The organism is Bifidobacterium sp. LH_424, assembly GCF_056356895.1.
This window is the reverse complement of record NZ_JBKEVC010000005.1, coordinates 96855-122936: the sequence shown is the minus strand read 5'-3', so window position 1 is coordinate 122936 and position 26082 is coordinate 96855. Positions and strand designations below refer to the sequence as shown.

Below are 26082 nucleotides of genomic sequence, written 5' to 3'. Positions count from 1 at the left end.
TTTCGGCGGTCTTCGTCGCGTCAGTCATGGTTGATCTCCTTCGCGGTGCGCTTGTTGGCGGATTGGTTGCGGAAGTATGCCCCGATGAGCGAGCCGAGGCCCCGGAACGTGTGCCCGTTGCCGATCTCGACGATCGCGTCGACCATGGCTGCATCGACCATGCCCTGCGTCATCTTGCTCATCGCCCGCGGCGGCATGTTGAGGATGAACAGCGTGTTGAGGTCGGGCGCGCCCGTCTTCTCGCGCACGCTCGCCTCCCGCTTCTTGAGCGTGTTCGCGACGGTCTTCGCGATGAATCCGCGCGAACCGCTCCAGCTCGAGATCGGATCGTTGACGCCGAACGTCGCCGCCCCGTCGCGGCCGGAGCGCGCGATCACGTCATAACCGAACAGCGCGGCCATCTCGGCGTCGGTCACGTGCTTGACGTCGCCGGTCAGATAGTGGCCGAGCGCGGGGTCGGGGCCGGCCACGTCCACGTCGCCGGCGACGGCGAACGACTCGCTCAACGGCAGCGTCTCGGCGTCGAAGCCGACCGACAGCGTCCACACGCCCGACTCGGTGCGCCACGCGCCGGCACCGTCGCGCGCGGCGGTGTCGAAGTGGCGGAACGTGTACCGGTCGAAGTCGATGCGCACGTCGCGCGTCTCGTGCGCGGCGAGCGTCACCTTCGCGAATCCCTTGAGCTCGCGCGCGGGGCGCAGCACGCCGGCGGCGTGCGTGCCGTCCGCGCCGGCGGCGCCGCCGCACGACGGGCCGCTCACGTACAGCTGGACGACGGTCGCGCCGGCCACGTCGGAGTCGTTGGAGACGGTCACGGTGACGCCGGTCTCGTCGGCGACGAGTCCCGTCATCGTGAACGCGGCGTAGGACAGGCCGTAGCCGAACGGGAAGCGGACGGGCACGCCCGCGGTCTCGTAGTAGCGGTAGCCGACGAACGGGCCCTCACGGTAGACGGCGTCGCGGCCGGTCGCCGGGTACCAGCCGGCGGACGGGCAGTCGTCGTAGCGCATCGGCCACGTTTCGGCGAGATGGCCCGACGGATTGACCTTGCCGGTGAGCGCGCGCACGGTGGCGGATGCGCCGGCCTGTCCGGACAGTCCGATGTAGAGGATCGCGGCGACGTCGTCGTGCCACGGCAGTTCGACCGGGGAGCCGGCGACGAGCACGACGACGATCGGCTTGCCGGTCGCGGCGAGCGCGGCGATCAGATCGTTCTGCGCCTGCGGGATGGCCATCGTCGCACGGTCGAGGCCTTCGGATTCGCTGCGTTCGTCGAGGCCGACGACGGCGAGCGCGACGTCCACGTCGTCGCGCGAGACGAGGTCGACGGCCTCGCGCACGAGTTCCGGCTTCACGGCGCCCTGACGGTCGTAGCCGGGCGCGTAGCCGGCGACTTCGGCGGCGTCGGACTTGCCGAGTTCGTCGAGGATGTTCTCTTCGCGCGTGGCGTTCACCTTGGACGAGCCGGAGCCTTGGAATCGCGGGGTCTTCGCCATGTCGCCGACGACGGCGACGCGCGCGCCCGGACGGAACGGGAGCACGGGGGTACCGTCGATGCCGCTGGTGCCCACGGACGCGTTCTTCAGCAGGACCATCGAGCCTTCGGCGACGCGGCGGGCGACCTCGTGATGCGCCTTGATGACGGATTCGTCGAGCAGGTCGTCGCGGCCGACGCCGTCGAGGCGCGTGCGGCCCGCGACCTTCGCGACCTCGCGGGCGCGGGCGTCGAGGTCCGCCTCGGAGAGCGTGCCGGCGGCGACCGCGCTTTCAAGTTCGCGCACGGACGTGAATCCGGGGCTCGGCATTTCGAGCGAGCCGCCCGCCTTGACGGCGGCGACGGCCGAGTTGGAGCCGCCCCAATCGGAGACGACCATGCCGTCGAAGCCCCATTCGTCGCGCAGGATGTCCTGCAGCAGATGCTTGTTCTCGTGCGCGTAGACGCCGTTGATCTCGTTGTACGAGGTCATGATCGTCAGCGGCGCGGCCTCGCGCACGGCGATCTCGAATCCGGTCAGGTAGATCTCGCGCATCGTGCGCTCGTCGATGACCGAATTGGAGGCCTGACGGCGCAGCTCCTGGCTGTTGACCGCGAAATGCTTCGGGCAGGCGGAGACGCCGTTCGACTGGATACCGCGGATGAGGCCGGCGGCCATGCGGCCGGCGACGATGGGATCCTCCGAGTAGTACTCGAAGTTCCGGCCGCATAGCGGGTTGCGTTTGATGTTGAGGCCGGGACCGAGCAGCACGTTCACGTCGAGGTCGTGCGCCTCGCGGCCGAGCGCCTCGCCCATCTGCTCGGCGAGCGCCGGATTCCACGATCCGGCGACGGTGCCGGCGGTCGGGAAGCAGGTGGCGGGCTTGGAGGCGCCGAGTCCCAGATGGTCGCCTTCGCCGAGCTGGCGTCGCACGCCGTGGGGGCCGTCGCTCATCACGAAGCTGGGCACGCCGGCGCGGTCGTTGCCGCGCGAATCCCATTCGGATCCGCCGGACAGCATCGCCGCCTTCTCGGCCACCGAAAGCTCTTCGAGTTCCATGTCACTCTCCCTTGCAGTGATTGGCTTGTTCGTTCGATTTCTTCATCGTCGTTGCTTCGATTCAATCAGGATTCGCGGGCGCGTGGGGCGGCGTGCACACAACCTGTCGTTTCCTCCGCACGAATGGCACGCAGGCTCTTACGGAACGATCCACGCATACCACTTCTCAAAATTCTTAAGAAGTTCACTGTATTACTTCTCAAAATTTTTAAGAAGTGATACCGTAAAGGTTGCGACGATAAACGTATGAGAGGAACGAGGCGACCATGGTTCCGGACAATCCGCGCGAATCCTATGCCATGCTGGTACGCGAGGCCATGCGCCTCGACATCCCCACCCCCTCGCGCCGCGACGAGGTGATTCGTCAACTCGACAAGCCCGCCATGTTCAACATCGTGCACATCATCACCGGCATCCGGCGTTGCGGCAAGACGTTCTACCTGTTCCAGAAGATCCATGACCTGCTGGCCGCCGGAGTGCCGCGCGACCGCATCCTCTACTTCAATTTCGCCGACGACCGCCTGCTGCCGATGCCGGATGACGTGCTCGACGACGTCGTCAACGAGTACTGGCGTCAGGTGCCCGAAGCGCGAAGCGAAGGCGCGTACCTGTTCCTCGACGAGGTGCAGGAATGTGCGAACTGGCAGGGATTCTGCCAACGCATCACGGAACATGAGAAGGTGACGCTGGTCATCACCGGCTCATCATCGAAACTGTCCAGCGAGGAGATTGCCACGAACTTCCGTGGTCGATCGCACGCGCACGCGATGATGCCACTGTCGTTCCGGGAATACTGCACGTTCCGCGGCATCGCCGTGCCGGATGCCGTTCCGGACGGCCACGGCGAATCCGATGATGCTTCCGCAGTGATTAAAGTGATTAATGAGGCGTTCTCGCCACAGGAGGTCACCGGATTCGAAGGCGCATACGAACGCTATTTGGTCGAAGGGGGATTCCCCGGTGTGCAACGGCTGATCGAGCCGGATCGCGTCGAGATGCTGCAAAGCTACATGCGCGACGTGGTGGCGCGCGACGTCGCGGAACAGTTCGGACGAGAGAACATCGCGATGGCCACGCAGACCGCACTCTACCTATTGCGCAACACGGCGTGCGAGCTGTCCGTCAACGCACTCGTCGCCGCATTGAAAGCCACCGGCTGGAAAGTGTATTGGGACAAAGTCAATACGCTGCTGGAACTGTTCAAGCAGGCGTATCTGGTCTACGAGCTGCCCGAATACCGCACGGCGCTCAAACCGGGCAGCACCAGCGTGCCGAAGATGTACGCGGTCGATCAGGGCATGGCCTACGCGGTTTCCCGCGCGAACCAGCAGGATCTCGGCAAACGATTGGAGACGGCCGTGTTCTGCGAACTGCACCGCCGCACCGCCGGACGCAGGACGGAGGCTGTGACGTCCTACACCATGCCCGGCCCCAAGCAGGAGAAGGTCGACTTCCTGGTCGGCGACGCCCTCGCCGCCGAACCATACGCGCTGTATCAGGTGACCGCGGACATGACCGCCACGAAGACGCGGAACCGCGAGATCGGCTCGTTGGCCGCGGTCATGGCACGCACTCACCTCGGTTCCGGAAGCATCCTGACGTTGCATGATGAGGAGACCGTCGCGGTCGAAGCCGGCACGATACACGTCATCCCCGCATGGAAGTGGTCGCTGATGCGGTGATGCGGTACGTCAGACCGGGAAGGCGGCGAAACGATTTGGCCAATCGTGGCGGAGATGGATGGACTTGGAGCCCTGTTCGCGGCCCGTACCCGAACAACTACGAGAAAGGCCCCTATTGCCATGCTTTCACCTCTCTACGGAAATACAACGCAATCCGATTGAGCTGATTGAGGCGCCGTCGCATTCCGTCTCCGTCCCCGACTATCGAGGTAACCGGATGCGGATGCGCCAGGTTCCGTTGCGGGTTTCGTGGGATAGGGTGCCGCCGTGGCGCTCGACCTGTTCACGCAGGAGGGCGAGGCCGAAGCCCGATCGCAGAGTCCGCCGGCCGGCGTGTGCGGCGGTGCCGGCGGGCACGCCGCCACCGTCACGCACGCCAACACCGGCGGCATGGCCCGTGACGCCATTGCTCTGCTCGATGATGATGGCGCCGACGTCACGAACGTCATCGCGTTCGCACCGCACCGTCAGCCGGTACGGCACAGCCGCATCCGCATGACGGGCGATATTGGCGCATATCTCCTTGCCACACGTGCGGATCAGTCGCGCCATGCCCGGAGCGATCCGGCGGCCGTCGACGTTCACCGTCATCGTCCCGCGGAATCCCAGATTCCGCAGCCGCCGCTCCTGCCGCCCGAAATACCGGGCGACATCCGACGCGGCCGACACAGCCGCACCCGCCGCACCCGACGCAGCCGCCACGCCCGCCGACGTCCCATCGGCCTCGGACAGCAGGCGGATGACCTCATGGGTGTTGTCCAACGCCGCGAGGGACAGCCGGTTGATATCCCTCATCAACGCGCGCCCGTCCCCAGAATCACCGGAATCACCCGAACCAACAAAATCACCCGAGCCAACGGAACCAACGCGACCACGCGCACCATCGGCACCGCCGCACTCCCCTTCTTCCGCGCTCTGCGACAACAGCGCGATCGCGGACAATTCCCCGGTGACGGCGTCGTGCAGCGCACGCCATCGCATGCCGTGGACGGCCAGATCGTCGTCGACCGGTCTCAGCGTCGTTTCGCCTGATTCCATTTGACCAACGCCTCCCCCAACGTCCGTGTGTTCAGTTTGATGCGCGCGTGCCGCGCGTGGGATCGTGCGGTGGGCGGCTGGATGCCGAGCCGTCGCGCGATCTCGTTGAGGTTGAGCCCCTGCGCGCTCAGGTTGAGCACTTCCATCTCCGGCCATGTCAGCGTCGCCGCCGGTTCGGCGGGCGTGCGGCGGATGCGTTGGAACGCCGTCCCGGCATCGTCGAAACGCACGTCGGGTGCGGCCTGCGACGGCACCGTTCCGCCGGCGGCCACGATCCGTATCGCCCGTTGCAGGTCGCGCATGTCCGTTTTGCCGATGATGCCCTGCGCTCCCGCCTCGGCCGCGTCCGACGCGTACAGTTCGATCGGGTACGAGGTGATGGCGAGCATCGGCGGGCGCGGCGCGGCGGACCGGATGAGACGGCACAGCAGCGGGCCGGGCATGTCCGCAAGCCCCATGTCGACCAGCAGCACGTCGGGGCGGTCGTCGTCCTCCACGCATCTGACGAACGCCTCCCGACCGGCCGTCGCCTCCCACGCCAGCCGCATGCCCGGCATCCGCGGGATGATCGCGCGCAGCGCGTACAGGGTGATGGCGTCGTTGTCGACGATGCCGACCGAGACGCCCGTCCCGCCGTCATCGTTTCCACGTACCTCTTCGGACCGTTCCATAATCCGCAGTGTATCGCCGATTCCCACGCGGCGACGGGCGGCGGCACCGTGCGCGCGACGGTTCATCATCAAACGTTGACGGGACGCTTCGATGCGGGCGACGCCGGCCGCCGTCACGACAAACGTTGATGCCTTCGGGCGTATGCGACGACGTCGCGGAACGCCACGGATACGCTGGAATCACGGATACGGCATCCGACGGAAAACAACGGAAACGACGGACGATGAAGGAGTCCTCCCATGTTCGGCCATGACACGCATCTTCCGGCGACGGCGCGCACGCTGATGCGCGCCATGCTCGCCTTCTGCACCGCGGTCGCGCTCTGCACGGCAGCTCCTTCCGCGGCATCGGCGATCGAGCGCACCGGCGCGCTTCCCGTCACGACGCTGCGCGACGCCTCCTGTCTCGGCGACGATCCGATCGCGTTGACGTCCGCTCCCGGCGGCCGGTTCCTGTTCGCGATCGACAAAAGCGGCACGGTCTGCCGGATCCGCATCACGGACCTGTCCGCGGACGGCACCGCACAGGTGGACGGCGGTTTCGCCACGTCCCGGCCGCACGTCGAGTTCACGCCGGATGGCAGGACGATGCTCGTCAACGGCGCGAACGGCGTCGCCGCGATCGGCGTCGACGATCTCACGGTCACGTTGCATCCCTCGACCGGAAGCGACTACATGCTGTCGCCGGACGGCGCGCGTATCGGCGTAATCGAACCCGACGGCACCAGCGGCAATGGCGGCGACGATGCGCAGCGCTCGTGGACGTTGCGCACGTTCGCGGCGGCAGGCGGCGAGAACGTCGCCGCCGTCCCGCTACGATACGCCGACGACGACGGTGCCGCCGCCGCAATCCGCGACGTCACGCCGTACACGACGAACTCGGCCGGGACGGTATGGTTTGTCGGCGTCGATGATGCGGACGGTACCGGCGATACGGGCGATGACGGCGATACGACCGACGACGGTGATGCTGCCGCCGGACGATCGTTGCGGCTGATGGCGGTCGACGTCGCCACCGGCGTGATGGACGACATCGCGGACGACGTGTCGCCGACCGTCTACGCCACCGGAACAGCGGACCGTCACGCGCTGTACGTGGGCACCGCCGATTCGCGGGTGCTGGCGATCGACGTCGACGCCTATGAGCCCGGCTCGGATTCCGGTTCCGGCTCGGACTTGGGCACCGGTTCGGGCGGGGCGACGGTGGCGCGCACGATGTTCGGACGGCACCTGCCGCTCGACCGCATCCTGCTCGCGCCGAGCGGCGCACGCCTGCTCGTCGGCATGACGAACGGCAGACTCGTGGTCGACGAAAGCACCATGCAATGGCTGGAGGCGGGCGATCTCGTCTCGGCCATCAATCCGGACGGCACGCTGCTGTATTCGATCGACCGCGGTGGTGATGGAATCGGCGACGGAGGCGGCGCGACGGGCAACGGGACTGCGGGCAACGCGATCATGCTTCGCGTGAACACGTTCGACGGGAACGACCCAACGGTCACGCGCACGCTGACGGTCGGGGGAAACGACGGCGATGGCGGTTCCGGAACCGCCGGCGACTCCGATCTTTCCGGCACGGCGATCGGCCACGCGGCCGGCTGGACGTTCTCGCAGGACGGCGGCGTCTGGTACGTGCTGCTCGCCCCGGCCGCCGGCTCCGCACGGCCGGCCGCGCTGCTCGCGGTGGACGTCTCCCCGTTCACCGCGGAATCCGTGAGCCGGTCGACTACGGAAGACGACGGGCGGCGGGAGCTCAGCACGCCGACGATCGCCATCGTCGCCGCCGTCGCGGCGCTGCTGATCGTGGCGATCATGATCGTGCGCCGGCGAACGGACTGGTGAGACGGGAACAGGGAATCAGGAGAGACAGCGAAGCGGCCGCAGGCTGCGGGAACGGCATCGGTTGGATGATGCGGTTACCCGCGGCCTGCGGCCGCTTCTCTCCCCCAGTCAGCCTGACTTCACATCAGCTCGCCTGTCGGCTCACACATCGCCTACAAACGCCTCCGGCGTTTGCTTTACGGCGATGTCCTATCAGAGGAGGCCGGGAGGCGGGGCTACTTCGTGGCCTTGCGGCGGGCGAGGTAGCGCTTGATGGTGAGGACCTCGAGTCCGATCGCGAGGACGGCGGTCACACCCCAGACCACGTAGGAGATGGTCTTCCAGATCGGGGTGGCGACGTCGGGCTCGCCGTTCTCGTACAGCCAGCTGTTGGCAGCCGTGTAGAGGATGTTGTGCGAGGCGGTGCGCATCGCCTTGACCGAGGTGGCGGACTTGTCGGTGATATGGTTCGTCACGTCGGTGGTGGCGAGCATCAGGTCGTTGCCGCCGCGGATCGCGCGGTCGCCGCTCTGGTAGCCGTAGCCGCCGAAGTAGTCGGTGAGGACCATGCCGCGGAAGCCCCACTCGTCACGCAGGACGGTGTTGAGCAATCCGGAGTGCGAGCCGGCCCACTCGGTGCCGATGTAGTTGAAGGCGCTCATCACGGCGCCCGCGCCGCCTTCCTTCACGCTCATCTCGAACGGCTTCAGGTAGATCTCGCGGATCGACTGCTCGTTGGCCCAGGTGTTGAGCTCGCTCAGTCGGTTCGTCTCCTGGTCGTTCAGGGCGAAGTGCTTCATGAAGGCGTACACGCCCTTGGCCTGCGCGCCGGCCACCTGCTGGGAGGCCATCACGCCGGACAGGTAGCCGTCCTCGGAGAAGTACTCGAAGGTACGGCCGGCGAACGCGTTGCGGTGGATGTTCATGGCGGGGGCATACCAGCCGGCCACGTGCATGTCGTGGGCCATGTCGCCGATGCCGTCGCCGAACTGGCGGGCCAGATCCTTGTTCCACGTGCACGCCACGGAGGTGGAGGACGGGAAGCCGATGGAGCCGACGCCGGTGAAGTTGTTGTTCAGGGAGGCGGGGCCGTCGACGTCGGTCAGGGCGATCTTGCCGACGGAGTTCACGGCCTGCGTGCCGTAGCCGCCGAAGGCGATCAGGTTGTCCATCTGGTCGAAGGTCAGCTGGTCGAGCAGCTTGTCCCACAGCGGATCGTCGTAGTCCTTGCCGGTGAGGTCGGCCAGACGCACGCCGTTCTTCGCGCCGGTGGTCGGCATCTGGTCGGAGTCGTCGTTCGTCTCGGACGGCTTGTAGTTCGACAGGTTGCGGAACTTGGCCTTGAGGTCGGCGGACAGCGTGTAGTTCGTCGGCTTGGCGGTCGCCTGCTTGTAGTTGGCGAAGTGGTCGGCACGGGACAGGTATGTGATGCCCTGCTCCTCGCCCTCGGCGTCGTCGAACACGTTGGTCGCGACGGTCTTGTCACCCGAGTGCGTGTTGGACTTGGAGTCGTAGGTGATCGTCTTGTCGACGGTCACGGTCTTCTCGTCGATCGTGGTGTGCGAATCGGACTGGATGGAGATGCCGTAGTCGCCCGCCTCGAGCACGTAGGCCTTCGCGGTCTTGGAATCGTAGGAAGCCATGTCGTCATCGTCGAACGAGATCTTCACGGTCTCGGATTCGCCGGGCTTGAGCTCCTTGGTCTTCTCGAAGGCGACCAGGTTGGCGCTGGCCTTCTCGATGCCGCCGTTGGTGTACGGCGGGTCGAAGTACGTCTCGACGACGTCCTTGCCGGCCTTGTCGCCGGTGTTGGTGACGGTCACGTCGAAGGAGACCTTGCCGTCGGAGTACGTCACGTCGCCCATCTTCTGGTCGAAGGTGGTGTAGCTCAGGCCGTAGCCGAACGGGTACTGCACGTAGTCGTCGTAGTCGATCGCGCCTTCGTCGGCCGCGGTCTCCCAGTACTTGTAGCCGACGTAGATGCCTTCGACGTAGTTGACGAACGCCGGGGAGGTCTTGCCCTCCTCGAAGTTCTCGGTGGCGAACTCCTTCATGTTGTCGTACTTGAAATCACCGGCGTTGTTGTAGCTCGGCTGCTGGGTGAGGTCCTTGACGAAGGTGTCGGAGGTCCTGCCGGACGGGTTCACGTCGCCGGCGAGCACCTCGCCGAGCGCGGAGAAGCCGGTCTGGCCGGCGGGCGGGCACCACAGCACGGACTTGATCTGCGGGTAGTTGTCGACGAAGCCGAGCTCGAAGGTGTTGGCGCCGTTGTAGACGACGGTGACCTTGTCGAAGTTCTTGGTGACCAGGTCGATCATGTCCTTCTCGGTCTGGCTGAGCTCGAGGAAGCTGCCGCCCTTCTGGAAGTCCTTGTAGTCCTTGGAGTTGTCGTGGTAGGTGATGCCCTTGGCGGTCATGTCCTTCGGCAGGTCGGCGCCCTCGCCGCCGACGCGGGTGATGACGACCACGGCCTCGTCGGAGAAGGCCTTGGCATCGGAGATGAGCTTGCTCGAGTACTGCTTGGCCGGCACTTCGGGCAGGGTCCAGTCCTGCTCGGCCATGGCCACGACCGGACGGTCCTTGCGGTAGCCGGTGTACAGCTTGCTCAGTTCGGTGTTGGTCTCGACGCCCGCCTGCTTGAGGCCGTCGAGGATGGAGGTGGTCTTGTAGGACTGGTTCATCGAGCCGGAGCCGGTGCCGCCGTAGACCGGGTTCGTGGAGCCCCAGCCGAACACATTGACCTTCTTCGAGGCGAGCGGCAGGTTGGAGTCCTCGTTCTTCAGCATCGTGATCGCCTCGGACTGGATCTCCTTGGCGAGCTTGTTCGCGTTGGAGATCGTGGTCTCGGACAGCGTGTACTTGGTGGCGGTCGCGCTGTTGAGCAGCGAGGCCAGCGGGCCGAACAGCATCATGGACACGGCCACGACCACGGCGACCAGGAACACGATCCACGATTCGGAATGCACGAGTTTGCGGGTGGCGACGTTCTTCACCGTCTTCTTGTTCACGCCGATGGTCAGCGCGAGCGCCAGCACGAACACCACGCCGATGGCGATCAGCTGCGGCGCGATCGAAGCGATGACGTTCATCACGTCGCTCCAGTTGATGCTCAGCATCGTTCTCCTCCTTGATTCTGCTTTCATCCGACACGTCGTCGATGTCGTTATCCCCGATTGTGCACGACCGCCGCAGGCCGCATCGCCCGCTCACCCCATCCTGTCGTTTCGCATGCATATTCTGCACGCCCGCCCATTCCCCGCACACATGGGCGGCACGGCCGACCGGCACATATATACCGGCATGCCAGGCCCAAGGATAGGATGGGCGGTATGAGTGATCTGACGGCGTTGAATCTGGAACCGGGCGAAGTGGTGGGCGGCTATACGCTCGTCTCCCGCCTGGGTTCCGGCGCGATGGGTTCGGTATGGCGCGTGCTCGACGACGGCGGTCAGGTGTACGCGATGAAGATCCTGCGTGATTCGCTCGCCGAGGACGGTTCGTCCGATGATCTCTCCGGCGATGGCGCGGCCGGCGGTCCGGGAGTTCCCGGTTCTCCCGCCTCCCGCCGCCCCGCGCAGGACCCGAACCTCAAGGAGAACGTGACGCCGCGCGAGCGTCTGCGCCGCGAGGCCCTCGCGTTGAAGAAGGTGAATCATCCGGGCGTGTGCGGCATCGTCGACATGGAGCTCGACGACGCCCTCGCGTTCATCGTCACCGAACTCATCGAAGGCAGGAATCTCAAGGACGACGTCGCCGCGAACGGCAAATACGTGGGCGACGATCTGGAACGGCTCGCGCGCAAGCTGATGGAGGCCGTCAAGGCCGTGCACGCGGCCGGCATCGTGCACCGCGACATCAAACCGACGAACGTGATGGTCTCCGCGTCCGGTCCGGTGCTCGTCGACTTCGGCATCGCGATGGGCGAAGGCGAAAGCCACGTGACGCGCACGGGCCTCGTGATGGGCACGCCCGGCTTCATCGCGCCGGAGATCATCGACGGCGCCGATTCGAGCGAGGCGACGGACTGGTGGTCGGTCGCCTCCGTGCTCGCGTTCGCCGCGACCGGCGAACCGGTGTTCGGCACGAAGCCGCTGATGGCCGTGCTGGAACGCGAGGCGAGCGGCAACGCGAACCTCGCCGGGCTGCCCGCGCACACGCTCACCGCGTTCCGCAGCGCGCTCAATCCCGATCCGCGCCGCCGCTGCACTCCCGACCAGCTGCTCCACGCGATCGCGCTGGACGCGCTCAATCCCGTGAATTGGGATGACGACGGCTTCGGCGGCGATTCCGCGACCGATGCGACCGGCGCGACCGGCAACGGCGCGACCGAGGTGATGCGCCCTTTTGACGGCGGCCCCAACGCGGCGACGAGAGTGCTCGGCACCGGTGCCGGTAACGCAAGCAACGCCGCCAGCACAGGTAACGCAAGCAACGCGGCCGGAACGCCCGGCGCGACCGCCGCATTGCCGGCGACGTCGGTGATTCCGTCGTCGATGCGCAGCTCAGGCGCAGGCATGCCGGTCGTGCCGTCCACGCCGGCCATGCCACGCACGGCCACCGGCCGCGCGGCATGGCGCGACGACGCGGACGACGGCATCGACGCGACGCGCGCGCTGACGCCGGACCAGTGCACAGTCACGCTGCCCAGCGACGTGCTCGGTCCGGGCGACGCGGCGATTCCGCCGCTCATCCCGGCCGCCGGCGCGGGTTCCGCCGCGGTTCCCGGCGCGGCCACCAACGCGAATCCGAACAATCCGACCCAGAACACGAACCAGAACCGCACGCCGCGCACGGCCACCGGCCGCGCGACGCCGGCGCGCGAGGCGGCGGCCGGCGACGACCAGTCGCCGCTGCAGCGCGTGGCGGACGCCTCGAACCGTACCGGCTCCTCCCTGCCTCCCGCCTACGTGCCGACCTCCTCGCGCGACATTCCGATCGTGACGCCGAAGCCGAAGGGCGACGTCCCGGCGTTCCTGCGCGACCAGCCGGACGCGACGGCGGTGATGCCGCAGAACATGCAGCCGCCGGAACCGCCGCGGCCGCCGGCCGAGCTGCTGCCGCCGCAGTACGAACCGCCGCAGCCGGAATACGTCCAGCCGGATTTCGCGCAGCCGGGGTACGAGACGCCCCAATCGCAGTACGGCCGCAACGCAGCGAATCCGAACGCGCCGCAGCATCGCAACACCGCCGACTCGCGGCGGGCGCAGTACCTCGAGCAGGGCGTGGCCGTCCTGTGCATGATGGCCGTCGTGCCGGCCGTCGCCGCGGTGTTCCAACCGCTAATCGGCCTCGCCGTGGCGGCGGCGCTGATGTGGCTGCTGTTCACCGTCGGGTACAGCACGGAGGCGCAGATCGAGCGCGAAAGCCGCCGCGGCGGCATGCGCAAGGGATCGGATTCCGCGCTGCGCGTCGTGCAGCTGCCGTGGCATCTGCTCAAAGGGCTGCTCGCCGCGCTCGGCCGATCCGTGCAGTTCGCGATCATCGACCTCGTCGGCGTGGTCGCCGCGACCGCCGCGCTGCAGCTGCCGTGGGCGATGACACCGCTGCCGGACGGCATGTGGCCGTACGAACTGCCGTGGCTCACCGACGGACCGTTCACGACGACCGGATTGGCGCTGGCCGGCATGGCCGCGATCGCGTGGATCCTCACCACGCTCTGGCCGAGCAGCGGCATGCTGCGCCTCGGCGCGGGCGCGATACGGCGGTAGCGCGGTCCCGCAGTTCATATGGAGTTCAATCAGCGACGGGCGTATATGTCGATTCGTGGGCTAGACTGACCCTCAGATCAGTCATCAGAGATCAGTCATTCAGTGGTTGGGAAAGGATCGTCTCGCATGGCCACGAAAGCGAACAACACCAAACAGCGCAAGACCCGCGCCGCCCGTCGCGCAGCCGAGGAGGCCGCGGCGAAGGCGCGCGCCGAGCAGGCGGCGAAGGAGCGCAGGCAGCAGACCATCATCGGCGCGATCGTGATCGCCGTGGTCGTCGCGCTCATCGCCGTCGCCGGCATCGCGATCTGGCGTTCGCACGTCGCCTCGCAGAACTCCGGCGCGAACCTGACCGTCGACCAGGCGTACTCGAAGCTGCAGGAGGTCTCCGACAAGCCATCCGTCGCCGATGAGAAGGGCGGCGTCATCGTCTCGAAGGACGGCGTGGGCGAGAAGATCGACGGCGTGCCGACCGTCGAGGTGTACATGGACTTCATGTGCTCCGGCTGCGGCAACTTCGAGCGTGCGTCCGGCGCGACGCTGGAGAAGCTCGTCGAAGCCGGCCAGATCAACCTCGACCTGCACCCGATGTCGTTCGGCGACACCTGGAGCCCCGACAAGTACTCGACGCGCGCCGCGAACCTGCTGCTCACCATCGCCGAGCAGGACAAGGACGCCTCGCACATCCTCGGCTTCATCCAGAACATGTACGCCGCCGACTTCCAGCCGGCCGAGAACTCCGGCGTGAAGACCTCCGACGACAAGATGCGCCAGCAGGCGATCAAGGCGGGCGTCTCCAAGAAGGTCGCGAACGCCGCGAGCGTCGACAAGTACACGGCATGGCTGGACGCGATCGACACGTACAACCCGAAGCGTTCCGAACTGTTCAACGTGTCCGGCAGCTACAAGGGCCAGATGACCACGCCGACCGTGCGCATCAACGGCAACTACTGGGATATGAACCAGCTGTCCACCGCGGGCATGACCTCCAACGAGGGCCTCGTCACCGCTCTGGGCCTCACCGACGACCAGGTCGGCGTCGAAGGCCAGCTCCCCTCGATCGGCGCCAGCGGCAAGCCGATCTCCATCACCACCGGCAAGTAAGCCAAGAGGACTAGGGCGGGCCGCTTCCGGCACCCCCTTGGTCCCGCTTCGCGGGACAGCTCCCCCTGAGGGGGCGCAGGGAGACGAGTGCACGAAGTGCATCCGTTGTTCTTTGCTCCCCCTTTCAGGGGGAGCTGGCGGCCGCAGGCCGACTGAGGGGGCTGGCGCTCGTCCGCTGGTAACTGCTATGCTGGGTTTCCGCGTGCGCGACACACTGTTGCGTGCCACGCCTCTTTAGCTCAGATGGCCAGAGCGGCCGCCTTGTAAGCGGCAGGTCGTCGGTTCGATCCCGACAAGAGGCTCGTCATGCGTGAAAAAGGCGTATACTGTGTGATGCGCCGGGGGCGCGCAGGAAATACTTAACACGGGTAAGTCGTCTAGGAGCCTTCCCCCGATTATGGCTTCCTGGACAGGGCAGGAGAGTCCCCCAACCATCTCCTTGCCTTGATAATAGGGGGCGGGAACTTCCCCTTCTCTCCCGCCCCCTTTTTCTTTTTCTTTGCAGATGGTGCGCTACGATGGGCACCGAGTGCGCCCGGACCGATCGCGGGCGGGAAACGAGGTAATGGCATGGCACGGCGGTGGACCCCGCAACGATTCGTGATGTTGCGTCGTATCCGTGTGGCCGTGTGCGTCGTGACGGTGCTCGCGGCGTGTGTGGCGACGTTCGCGTTCTCCGCGCGCAAGTCGGTGGCGCTGACGGTGAACGGCAAGACGACGACCGTCCAGACCTACGCGATGAGCGTCGACCGTCTGCTCGAGGAGCAGGGCGTCAGCGTCAAGACGCATGATCTCGTGCAGTCCTCGTCCGGTAGCACGCTCGCCAACCATGCGGTCGTCACCGTGCGCAGCGCCTACCAGACCACCGTGAACGTGGACGGCGAGGAGATCCCGTTCTGGACGGTGGCGGACAGCGCCGACCAGCTCATCGGATTCTTCAAGGCGAACGAGAAGCAGGCTTCGAAGATCACCGTCGACATCGACAACATCTACAACCAGCTGACCGGCGGACTCGTCATCAACAAGGAGGGCCCGGTCACGGTCATCGCGGACGGCAAATCGTCCGAAGCGCCGAACGGCAAGCTTCCGGCGGCCTCGATCCTCGATTCCAAGGGCATCAACGTGGGCAAGGAGGATCGCGTCAGCGTCGAGGAGGACGGCGGCGAGACGATCCTGCGCGTCAGGCGCGTGACCCACGGCCAGGAGACGCGCACCAAGTCGGTGCCGTACTCCACGCAGACGATCATCGATTCCTCACTCGAATCCGGCCAGACGGAAATCCGCCAGCAGGGCCAGAACGGCGAGATCCAGCAGGTCTTCGACGTGACCTATGTGGACGGCGTCGCGGAGAGCGAGACGCTCGCCAGCGAGACGACGACGAAGGCCGCGGTCGACCAGATCATCGCGGTCGGTCCGGAGAAGGTCGAGGAGCCGAAGGAGGACACCGGCAGCGGCAAGGCCGATTCCGGTTCGAACCAGTCCACGAAGCCGAACACGTCGAACAAGAACGACGACAAGGACAAGTCCGACAAGAACGATTCCTCCGACAAGAAGAACGAGTCGAACTCCGGCAACAACTCGAACAACTCGGGCAACTCGAACTCGGGCAACTCCAACAATTCCGGCTCGAACTCCGGTAACTCGGGCAACAGCGGAAACTCCGGAAACAACAACTCCGGCGGCAACAACTCGGGGAATTCCGGCAACTCCGGGAACAATTCGGGCAACAGCGGAAATTCCGGAAACTCCGGAAATTCCGGCAACAGCGGCAACTCCGGCGGCTCCAGCTCCGGTTCGGGCCGCCTGTGGCACCCGAGCGTCGCCCAAGCGCAGACCTACGCGGCCGCGGCCGCGGCCCAGCGCGGCTGGACCGGCGCCGAATGGGACGCGATCGTCTGGCTGTGGAACAAGGAGTCCGGCTGGCGTTGGAACGCCGCCAACCCGTATTCCTCCGCCTACGGCATCCCGCAGGCGCTGCCCGGCTCGAAGATGGGCACCGGCTGGCAGGACGACGGCGCCGTGCAGATCGACTGGGGTCTGAGCTACATCGCCCAGCGCTACGGCACGCCCACCAACTGCAAGCGCATCTGGGAGCAGCAGGGCTGGTACTGATATCGTGAATCCCATTTCGGAAGGTGTATTGAACGACGTGACGACTGAACCCACCGCAACCGCCGAGGAGACGGCCACGGGCCATCTGCTCGGCGCCGCCGACATCCGCCGCATCGCCGCCGAGGCGGGCGTGAGCCCCACCAAGAAGTTCGGCCAGAACTTCGTCATCGATCCGGGCACCGTGCGCCGCATCGTGCGTGAGGCGCACGTCGGCCCGGAAAGCCACGTGCTCGAGGTCGGCCCCGGTCTCGGCTCGCTCACCTTGGCGATCCTCGAGACCGGCGCGCGCATGACCGCCGTCGAGATCGACCCGCCGCTGGCCGAGCGTCTGCCGGACACGATCGCCGAGTTCATGCCGGAAGCCGCGGACCGGTTCGCCGTCGTCAACCGTGACGCGCTCACCGTCGATCCCGCGAACCTGCCGGACTTCGCCGGCGACGAGCCGTTCACGCTCGTCGCGAACCTGCCGTACAACGTCGCGACGCCGATCATCCTCACGCTGCTGGAACGGTTCGCGAACCTCGAATCGTTCCTCGTGATGGTGCAGAAGGAGGTCGCCGACCGTCTCGCCGCCACGCCCGGCAGCAAGATCTACGGCACGCCGAGCGTGAAGCTCGCCTGGTACGGCGAGGCTTCGCGCGTCGGCACGATCGGCCGCAACGTGTTCTGGCCGGCGCCGAACGTCGACTCCGCGTTGGTCGCGTTCAGGCGCACGCGGCACGACGGCGTCGCCGGCGACGAGGTCGCGGCGCACGCCGAGTCCCTGCGTAAGGAGACGTTCCGTCTCATCGACGCGGCCTTCGGCCAGCGTCGCAAGACCCTGCACGCCGCGTTGAAGAAGACGGTTCCCGCCGGCACGTTCGAGGCGGCCGGCATCGATCCGACACGTCGCGGCGAGACCCTCACCATCGACGAGTTCACCGCGTTGGCCGAGGCGGTCATGCGGCTTTCCGGCGATGGCGACGCGGCGGAGGCGTCGCGATGAGCACGCCCGTCACGGTGAGCGTCGACTGTCCGGCGAAGACGAATCTCACGCTCGAGGTCGGCCCCTCCCACGCCGAGTGGGGCGGACGCCACGAGCTCGACACGATCTACTGCGCGGTCGATCTGACCGACACGGTCACCGCCACGACGAAACCGGCCGGCGCCGGATTCTCGCTCGACCTGGGCGGCGAGCATCTCGGCGATCTCGCGTCATCGTCGGCGGACATGCGCCGCAATCACGCCGTGCTCGCCCTGTTCGCGATGGCCGAGGCGGCGGGCCGCGAACCGGACGTCGCGCTGACGATCGAGAAACGCATTCCGGTCGGCGCGGGTCTCGCCGGCGGATCGGCGGACGCCGCGGCGACGATCCTCGCGCTGAACGCGCTGTGGGAGCTCGACTGGCCGCTCGACCGGCTGCGCGAGGTCGCGGCGACGCTCGGCGCGGACATGCCGTTCTGCGTGGCCGGCGGCTACGCGCGCGGCACCGGATACGGCGAGATCATCGAGACGATTCCCGACGATTCGGATGCGGCGCGCGAACTGCGCGAACAGGGGTACACGGGATCGCTGCTCGTCGGCGCCTACCAGGCGCAGCTGAGCACGCCCGAAGTGTATGGCGAATTCGACGTGGTCGGTGCCGGCGAAGGCGACCGGAACCACCTGCAGAAGGCGGCGGTCAGCCTGCATCCGCGCTCCGGCGCGGCGATCCGCGAGGCGTTGGCGGCGGGCGCGAGGCACGCGTTCGTCTCCGGATCGGGGCCGTCCGTCGTGGCGTTCACGCCCACGCCGTCCATCCGCCGCGACGTGATCGCCGCATGGGAACGGTCGAAGGCGGTGGACCGCATCATCGCGGCCGAAGCGCCCGCCGTCCCGTCGGTCAGCGTCACGGTTGCACGCTAAGGTAAATAGGCACTGCGTAAGTCAGGCAGCGAAGGAAAGGGAACCGAATGGCCGAAGAGTATGACGAGCGCGAGGCACGCAAGGCGTATGTGCTACGCCGTCAGAAGATCGTGTTCTCCATCACCGGCGCGATTCTCGTGGTCGTGCTCATCGTCGCGACGCTGTTCTTCACCGGCGTGATCCAGGTCGACCAGCAGGCCAAGAAGGCCACGAAGCCGAACTACGGCGTGGCCGTGCCGTGCGCCGCGAAGAACGAGGACGGCACCGCGATGAAGTGGGCGGACAACAATTCGGTGATCCTGCGCGTGCGCAACGGCACCGAGTTCACCGGCCTGGGCGCGGCCGTCGGCGAGGCGCTCAAGGACCGCCAGTTCGACGTGCGCACCATCGACTCGTACACGAGCGCCAAGGTGACCCGCACGACCATCTACTTCGGCGTGAACGCGATCAACCCGGCGTACACGGTCAAGGAGTACATCCCGGATGCGGTGCTCGTGATGGATGACCGTCAGGATCGTCTCGTCGACGTGGTGATCGGCGCCACGTTCAACAACCTGAACTCCGAGAAGGAAGTCAAGAAGCACGGCGACACGATCAAGGACTTCGACGGCTGCAAGACCGTCGAGGCCATGCAGCAGGCCGGCCTGAGAAAAGCCGACAAGCACACCGAGATCAACTGATTGATTATCTGCCTCCCTCTGATGAGGGAGGTGGCCGCCGCAGGTGGCCGGAGGGAGAGACACGAGCAGCCGTAGGCCGCGGGGAAAACGTATCGGCCAAAGGCCGATTCCATGTTTCCCGCGGCCTACGGCCGCTCTTCTTTCTCTCCCCCACCCGGCTCCGCCGGGAGCCCCCTCGTCAGAGGGGGCCGAGTCTACTCACTCGCCCATCTTTTGAGTTCGGCCACGGCGACATCGTGGTCTACGGGGCCGTTATCGAGGCGGTATTCGAGCATGTGGCGGTAGGCCTGGCCGACCATCGGACCGGGCTCCAATCCCAGGATCTCCATGATCTCGTTGCCGTCCAGATCCGGGCGGATCGCGTCGAAGTCCTCCTTCTCCTTGAGCTCCTTGACGCGCGCCTCCATCTCGTCCATCGCCTCGGCGAAGATGCGCGCCTTGCGGCGGTTCTGCGTGGTCGCGTCGGCGCGGGTCAGACGGTTGAGGCGCTCGTACAGGTGGCCGGCGTCCTTCACGTAGCGGCGCACCGCGGAGTCCGTCCACGGTTCATCCACGTAGCCGTGGAAGCGCAGGTGCAGGTTCACGAGCTCGCTCACGTCGTCGACGATGTGGTGGTCGAAACGCAGCGCCTTGAGGCGCTTGCGCGTCAGCTTCGCGCCGACCGCGTCGTGATGGTGGAAGCTCACCTTGCCGCCCGGTTCGAACCGGCGCGTCTTCGGCTTGCCGACGTCGTGCATGATCGCGGCGAGACGCAGCGTCAGGTCGGGGCGCGGCACCGGGCCGTCCTCGCCGGTTTCGAGCGCGACGGCGCGGTCGAGCACGATCATCGTGTGCTCGAACACGTCCTTGTGGCGGTGATGCTCGTCGATCTGCAGTTCGAGCGCGGGGATCTCCGGCAGGACGATGTCCGCGAGCCCCGATTCGACGAGCGCTTCGATGCCGGCGCGCGGGCGGTCGGAGAGCAGCAGCTTGGTGAGCTCGTCGCGCACGCGTTCGGCGGACACGATCGAGATGCGTTCGGTCATCGCGCTGATCGCCTCGGCGGTCTCCGGTTCGATGGAGAAGCCGAGCTGGGCGACGAAGCGCACGGCGCGCATCATGCGCAACGGATCGTCGTCGAACGACTGGCGCGGGTCGACCGGCGTGCGCAGGACGCCCTTCGCGAGGTCGTTCGCGCCGCCGAACGGGTCGACGAATTCGAGGTCGGGCACGCGCAGCGCCATCGCGTTGACGGTGAAGTCGCGGCGGGACAGGTCGCCTTCCAACGTGTCGCCGTACTGGACCTCCGGCTTGCGCGAATCCGGATCGTACGTGTCGGAACGGTAGGTGGTGACCTCCACCTTGACCTCGGTGCCGTCCTCGCGCCGGCGCATCGCGCCCAGCGTGCCGAACTTGCGGCCCATGTCCCAGAAGCCGTCGTGGCCGAAGCGGCGCAGGATCGGCTCGAACTGTTCGGGGCGCGCCGACGTGCAGAAGTCGAGGTCGTGGCTGCGGCGATGCAGCAGCAGGTCGCGCACGGGGCCGCCCACCAACGCCAGCTCGTAGCCTTCGGCGGCGAACATGCGACCCAATTCAATGGCTTCAGGCCAAACTTCGAAATCCACGCCAATCCTTTCGGACACGGTTCATACGCCGCGCATCGGTCACGGTGCATCCGTCTTGGTATCTGTCGCTACCAGCATACCGTTACTCGACATGCACAGGGACTTGAGTAAGGTGGAAGGCATGATTACGCCCGCGGACCTTGCGCGCATGCTGGAGCATGCCGACGATGCCGCGGTCAACCATACCCAAAACGGCCATGACGACGACGTGCTCATGTACACGTCGGAGTCCCGTCCGAAGCCCGTCCCGGCGCCCGTCGCGCAATCCCCGGAACCCACGCCGGAACCCACGCCGGAACCGCCGATGGTGAGCGACATCATCGACACCGCCGGTACGCTCGACACGGCGCAGACGGTCGCGTCGGTGGTCGCGCGGGAGGCGGCGAAGGCGACGCCGATGTCGACGCCGACTCCGGCGACCGTGTTCGCGCGCGTGCGCGTCACCGGTTCCGACACGACGCCCAGCGGCCAGCGCATCACGACGCGCGTCGAGACGTCGGTCACGGCGTCGGTCACGGTCGAGCCGGCGGGCGGCGTCACGGTGACCACCGTGGACGCCGCGACGCCGGGCGCGGCCGCGACGAACCCGCGCATCCCGACACCGGCGATGATGCCGCGCAAACGCACGTCCGACGGCCCGACGACGTTCGCCTCGCTGGACGCGCAGGAGCTGCCCGTCGTGCGTGAGTATTCGGCCGGCGGACTCGTGTTCGATGAGCGCGGCCGGGTCGCGATCATCGCCCGCCATTCGCGCAGCGGCCATCTCGAATGGTGCCTGCCGAAGGGCCATATCGAGAAGGGCGAGACGCCGCAGCAGACGGCCGTACGCGAGGTGCACGAGGAGACGGGCATCCTCGGCGAGGTGGTCGAGTCGATCGCGACGATCGACTACTGGTTCACCGGCACGACGCAGCGCGTGCACAAGCTCGTCCACCATTTCGCGTTGAAGCAGATCGGCGGCGACCTCACCGTGGAAGGCGACCCCGACCATGAGGCGGAGGACGCGATCTGGGTGGATTTCAAGGACTTGGACGATGTGCTCAGCTACCCTAATGAGCGCAAGATCGCATGGCTCTACTCCCGGAAACTGAACAGGCAGGCAAACGAGTGATTCCATACGCCCCCCTACGACGCATCCAGGCATGGCGCATTCTGACGGGTCTGCTGATCGCCGTGGCGGTCGTGGCAGGTGCCGTGCTGCCGCCGGCCACAGCCTTCGCCGCCGACGGCGACAACGGCACCGCAACGCAATCCGCGCAATCGGCGAGCACCGGCACGACCGACAACTCCGGCACGACCGACAACTCCGACGCGACCGCCACGCAGACGCTCGCGCTGACCGAGATGACCGCGGTCGTCACCGACACGTCCGGATTCCACCTCAAGACGACCGTCACGAACACTGGCGACTCCGCGTGGGCGGCCGGCGAGGTCACGCTCGAGACGAATCCGATGTTCACGTTCACCTCCCGCACCGACATGCAGGAGTGGGCGCAGTCCGACAGTCCGATCCCCGCGCCGGCGAGTCTCGGCTCGGCGTCCGTGCCCGCGCTGCAGCCGAAGCAGAGCGCGACGGTCACGATCGATCAGGACGCCGGCGCGGACGCCCTCACGCAGATGCTCAACTGGGGTCCGAAGCCGCTGCTCGTCACGTACAGCCACGACGACGCGAACGTCGAGGTCCACACGTTCCTGACGCGTTCGGCCGCCGGACTCGACAACGCGAACACGCCGGCGATGAACATCACGATGGCGATGCCGCTGACCAGCGACCATTGGACCGCCGACGCGGACACGCTCACGAAGCTCGTCACCGACGCTGACGCCGACACCGACGGCTCCACGAACTCCTCCGCCACCTCCACCGGCGCGGCCGTGCTGGACGGCGACCACACGCGCTTCGACCATGCGCTCGAACAGGCCATCTCGAAGCACTCCTCGCTGCAGACCATCGCCGACCCCACGTATCTGGACGCGCTGGCGATGCCGCCGCAGACGAAGGCGATCATGCAGCCCGCGAGCTTCGACATCACCGCCTACGCGGCGCAGGAGAACGCCGCGGCACGCTACACGAGCGCCGGCATCACCGACGATGCGTGGAACGCGGACGCCGCCCTCGCCGACTACCGTGCGGCGCTCGGCGACCAGAAGGCCACGTCGCAGACGATCGCCTGGCAGGGCCAGGGCCAGTGGACGCTCGACGCGCTCACCGCCGCCCGCCGACAGGGCTACACGACCGTCATCTCCACGCATGACTTCGAATCGTCCGAAACGGACACCGTGCACACGGGCACCGCGATCGTGCCGACCGACGCCGGCGATGTGACCGTGCTCGTCGAACAGCGCGAACTGAGCAACCTCGCCAAAGGCAAGGCCACGAACGCGAAGGCCACGGCCGAGTCGACGATGGCGGGCCGTCTCGCCCGCTTCGTCGCGCAGAGCGCGTTCTACCAGATGGAGCAGCCGTACAACGAACGCAACCTGCTCGTCTGCTTCTCCGCCGACACGGACGCCTCCACCGTGGACGCGTTCATGAGCGCCGTCGAATCGGCGTCCTGGCTCAAGACCACCGATTTCGACGCGCTGGAGCACGCCGATCCCTACGTGACCGGCGACGACGCGCGCGCGGCCGTGCCCGCCGAATCGGGCATGTCCGCGGCGGACTCCTCGGACGTGACGAACGTGATCGCCTCGCTGTCCGCAGGACGCGGCGACATCACGCGCTTCCGCGACAGCATCCTCGACGGCGGCGACGCGACGGACGACGCGCAGGCGCTGGCGCGGCAGGACGCGAAACGCACGGCCTCACGCGCGGCCGCCGGCGGCACGGCGGCCAACGCGTGGGTCAAGCGGCTGCTCGCCGCGCACGCGGAACTCGCGCTGCACGCCCTCTCCATCGACGGCGGCTCGGCAGGCGTCGACACGACCACATCGATGACGGCCGTGGGCGGTGCGCAACAGCTCGCCAACGACGTGCTCGGCGGCGTGAGCCTCACGCCGTCCGAGACGGTGACGATGGTCTCGGAAACCGCGACGATGCCGGTGACCGTCAGCAACGCCACCCCCTACCCGGTCACGATCCGCGTCTTCTCGATCACCGATTCGCCGGAAATCGTCACGTCGCGCCGCAACACGGTGACGATCCCGGCGCGCGGCGAGGCGCAGGTGACGTTCACGTTGCGCGCCGCGACCTCCGGTTCGGCCACCGCGCACGTCTCGTTGCAGGACCGCAATGGCGGCACGTTCGGCGGTTCGCAGGACACGGCGATCAACTGCGTGCTCAAGATCAGCGACAAGACCGGCTTCATCATCATCGGCCTCGCCGTGGCGCTCGGCGCGCTCGGCCTGTGGCGACAGTTCAACCGTAAGAAGGACCCCGACGAATGAGTTCCAACGTCGGCCGCAACTCCCTGATCATGGCATCGGGGACGATGGCCTCACGCATCACCGGCCAGATCCGCACAATCCTGCTCGCCGCGTGCCTCGGCACGACCGGCATCGCGGCGAACGCCTACCAGACGGGCGCGATGATCCCGCAGGTGCTGTTCACCGTGATCTCGGGCGGCATCTTCAACGCGGTGCTCGTGCCGCAGATCGTGCGCACGCTCAAGGAGCATGACGCGCAGGACCGCCTCAACAAGCTCATCACCCTGGCGATCGCGATGCTCGCCGGCATGACCCTGCTGATGATGCTCGCCACCCCGCTGCTCACGATGCTGTACCTCGACAACAGCTGGGGCCCGGCGGAGCGCGCGCTCGTCAACGCGTTCACGCTGTGGTGCATGCCGCAGATCTTCTTCTACGGCCTGTACACGGTGCTCGGCCAGATCCTCGCCGCGAAGGACAACTTCGTCACCTACGCGTGGAGCTCGGTCGGCGCGAACGTGATCAGCTGCGCCGGCTTCACGATGTTCCTGTTCCTGTTCGGCCCCGCCTCCCGCGCGCCGCTCGAGTTCTGGACCACCGGCAAGGTGATGCTCACGGCCGGCACGTGGACGCTGGGCGTCGCGTTCCAGGCGGTGATCCTGTTCGTCCCGCTGATGCGCCTCGGCCTGCACTACCGTCCGCAGTGGGGCGTGAGCGGCATCGGCCTCAAGGCGATGGGCCCGGTGGCCGCGTGGAGCGTCGGCGTGATGGGCGTGCAGGAGCTCGCGAACATCGTCAACGCGCGCATCACCAACGGCGCCCCGTTCGCCGGCAACGACCTGTACGGCATCGCCGGCAACGGCTCCTATCAGAACGCGTTCACGCTGTACATCCTGCCGTACTCGCTGATCGCCGTGTCGGTCGGTACCGCGATCTTCCCGAAGATCTCGCGCGCGGTCGCCGCGCACAACCTCGACGAGGCGCGCGAGGACCTGAGCGGTGCCCTGCGCAACGTCGGCGTGATGATGATGTACTTCACGATGGCGATCGTCGTGATGCCGGTGCCGATCACGATCGCGCTGCTGCCCAGCGTCAACGTGCCCGAGGCGAAGCTGATCGCCGGGCCGATGGTCGCGCTGGCGCTCGGCCTGCCGCTTACGAGCGCGTACCTGCTCATCCAGCGCACGTTCTTCGCGTTCGAGGACGGCCGCCACCCGTTCCTGTTCCAGCTGCAGGTGAGCGTCATCCAGGTCGTGTTCGAGGTCGCCGTGATGCTGCTCGCGCCCGCGCGCTACTGGACGGCCGGCGTGGGCCTCGCGATGACGGTCGGCTACCTGCTGAGCTTCCCGTCGCTGGTCATGATGCTGCGACGCCGTTTCGCCGGCAGTCTGGACGGCCGGCGCATCGCGGTCACGTATCTGAAGGCGCTGCTGGCGGCGGTCGTCGCCGGTCTGGTCGCGTGGCTGCTCACCGATCCGACCATGGCGCTGCTGGGCGCGTCGATGCGCGACGACCGTCTCAACTGGTTCCAGGCGTTCGGCTTCTGCGCGCTGACGACGGTGGTCACGGCGGTCGTGTACGCGGTGATGCTCGTCGTGCTACGTTGCGAGGAGTTCACCGCAATCGTGCGGTCGGCATCCGCGCGCGTGCTGCGTCGCCGGTGATGGTCCGGCGACGTTGCGGCGATGGCGACGGCGACGTGATGCGATGATGCCGTGATGACGCCTTCCTTTTCGACCATCCCCATGATTAGAATGACAGCAGCGCCATCGACTCGTATGGTGGCGTCGAAGCGCTTACGCATTACGGAGTCGAAGAAACTATGAAGCCTCAGCTGGGAGACACGCTTTTCAACCGCTATACCCTGGTCACGCTGCT

General features: G+C 66.8%; 16 protein-coding genes and 1 tRNA gene. 12 read left to right on the top strand and 5 right to left on the bottom strand.

Going from position 1 to position 26082, the window contains the following annotated elements; translation table 11 throughout:
* Positions 1-20: 20 nt before the first annotated feature.
* A complete protein-coding gene (locus AC1AYP_RS06055; RefSeq protein ID WP_476547151.1) occupies positions 21-2534 on the bottom strand; it encodes a glycoside hydrolase family 3 C-terminal domain-containing protein in 2514 nt (837 codons plus the stop codon).
* Positions 2535-2800: 266 nt separating this feature from the next.
* Here AC1AYP_RS06055 and AC1AYP_RS06050 point away from each other — a divergent pair, with 266 nt between their 5' ends.
* Positions 2801-4216, top strand: coding sequence for an ATP-binding protein (locus AC1AYP_RS06050; RefSeq protein ID WP_476512124.1), 1416 nt, complete (start codon positions 2801-2803; stop codon positions 4214-4216).
* A 201-nt stretch (positions 4217-4417) separates the two neighbouring features.
* Here AC1AYP_RS06050 and AC1AYP_RS06045 read toward each other — a convergent pair whose 3' ends face one another.
* Positions 4418-5254: a sensor histidine kinase gene (locus tag AC1AYP_RS06045; protein ID WP_476547149.1), complete on the bottom strand. Its 837-nt coding sequence runs from the start codon at positions 5252-5254 to the stop codon at positions 4418-4420.
* A complete protein-coding gene (locus AC1AYP_RS06040) occupies positions 5230-6042 on the bottom strand; it encodes a response regulator transcription factor (protein WP_476547147.1) in 813 nt (270 codons plus the stop codon). Before AC1AYP_RS06040 ends, AC1AYP_RS06045 begins: the two co-directional genes overlap by 25 nt.
* 123 nt (positions 6043-6165) lie before the next feature.
* On the opposite strand from AC1AYP_RS06040, the gene AC1AYP_RS06035 reads away from it, so the two are divergent.
* Positions 6166-7767 carry a hypothetical protein gene (locus AC1AYP_RS06035; RefSeq protein WP_476512127.1) on the top strand — a complete coding sequence of 534 codons (1602 nt, stop codon included), beginning with the start codon at positions 6166-6168 and terminating at the stop codon, positions 7765-7767.
* A 215-nt stretch (positions 7768-7982) separates the two neighbouring features.
* On the opposite strand, the gene AC1AYP_RS06030 is transcribed toward AC1AYP_RS06035, so the two are convergent.
* Positions 7983-10862: a glycoside hydrolase family 3 protein gene (locus AC1AYP_RS06030; RefSeq protein ID WP_476547145.1), complete on the bottom strand. Its 2880-nt coding sequence runs from the start codon at positions 10860-10862 to the stop codon at positions 7983-7985.
* A gap of 204 nt (positions 10863-11066) precedes the next feature.
* Between AC1AYP_RS06030 and AC1AYP_RS06025 the strand changes: the two genes are divergently transcribed.
* The 7 genes from AC1AYP_RS06025 to AC1AYP_RS05995 all read left to right on the top strand — a co-directional run bounded on the left by AC1AYP_RS06025 (position 11067) and on the right by AC1AYP_RS05995 (position 19234).
* Positions 11067-13454 carry a protein kinase domain-containing protein gene (locus AC1AYP_RS06025; RefSeq protein WP_476547143.1) on the top strand — a complete coding sequence of 796 codons (2388 nt, stop codon included), beginning with the start codon at positions 11067-11069 and terminating at the stop codon, positions 13452-13454.
* Between the two features lie 126 nt (positions 13455-13580).
* Positions 13581-14558 (top strand): DsbA family protein, encoded by a 978-nt coding sequence (locus tag AC1AYP_RS06020; protein ID WP_476547141.1) that lies wholly within the window; start codon positions 13581-13583, stop codon positions 14556-14558.
* A 228-nt stretch (positions 14559-14786) separates the two neighbouring features.
* A tRNA-Thr gene (locus AC1AYP_RS06015) sits at positions 14787-14860 on the top strand.
* 268 nt (positions 14861-15128) lie between these two features.
* On the top strand, positions 15129-16670 hold the full coding sequence (locus AC1AYP_RS06010) for an aggregation-promoting factor C-terminal-like domain-containing protein (RefSeq protein ID WP_476532559.1): 1542 nt from the start codon (positions 15129-15131) through the stop codon (positions 16668-16670).
* A gap of 37 nt (positions 16671-16707) precedes the next feature.
* Entirely contained in the window at positions 16708-17655 is a 948-nt protein-coding gene (gene rsmA, locus AC1AYP_RS06005) for a 16S rRNA (adenine(1518)-N(6)/adenine(1519)-N(6))-dimethyltransferase RsmA (RefSeq protein WP_476547139.1), read from the top strand.
* The gene (locus AC1AYP_RS06000; protein WP_476547138.1) at positions 17652-18554 is read left to right on the top strand and encodes a 4-(cytidine 5'-diphospho)-2-C-methyl-D-erythritol kinase; all 903 of its coding nucleotides are present in this window, start codon (positions 17652-17654) and stop codon (positions 18552-18554) included. The genes rsmA and AC1AYP_RS06000 overlap by 4 nt, the downstream gene beginning before the upstream one ends.
* A gap of 47 nt (positions 18555-18601) precedes the next feature.
* Positions 18602-19234, top strand: coding sequence for a LytR C-terminal domain-containing protein (locus tag AC1AYP_RS05995; RefSeq protein WP_476503266.1), 633 nt, complete (start codon positions 18602-18604; stop codon positions 19232-19234).
* A gap of 194 nt (positions 19235-19428) precedes the next feature.
* Here the strand turns inward: AC1AYP_RS05995 and AC1AYP_RS05990 are convergent, their stop codons facing one another.
* Positions 19429-20838, bottom strand: coding sequence for a CCA tRNA nucleotidyltransferase (locus tag AC1AYP_RS05990; protein WP_476547136.1), 1410 nt, complete (start codon positions 20836-20838; stop codon positions 19429-19431).
* A gap of 34 nt (positions 20839-20872) precedes the next feature.
* Between AC1AYP_RS05990 and AC1AYP_RS05985 the strand changes: the two genes are divergently transcribed.
* The 3 genes from AC1AYP_RS05985 to murJ are packed head-to-tail and all read left to right on the top strand — an operon-like array spanning position 20873 to position 25868.
* The gene (locus tag AC1AYP_RS05985) at positions 20873-21949 is read left to right on the top strand and encodes an NUDIX hydrolase (protein ID WP_476547173.1); all 1077 of its coding nucleotides are present in this window, start codon (positions 20873-20875) and stop codon (positions 21947-21949) included.
* Positions 21946-24225, top strand: a complete 2280-nt coding sequence (locus AC1AYP_RS05980) for a DUF6049 family protein (RefSeq protein ID WP_476547134.1) — start codon at positions 21946-21948, stop codon at positions 24223-24225. Before AC1AYP_RS05985 ends, AC1AYP_RS05980 begins: the two co-directional genes overlap by 4 nt.
* Entirely contained in the window at positions 24222-25868 is a 1647-nt protein-coding gene (gene murJ / locus AC1AYP_RS05975; RefSeq protein ID WP_476547132.1) for a murein biosynthesis integral membrane protein MurJ, read from the top strand. The genes AC1AYP_RS05980 and murJ overlap by 4 nt, the downstream gene beginning before the upstream one ends.
* Positions 25869-26082: the final 214 nt, after the last annotated feature.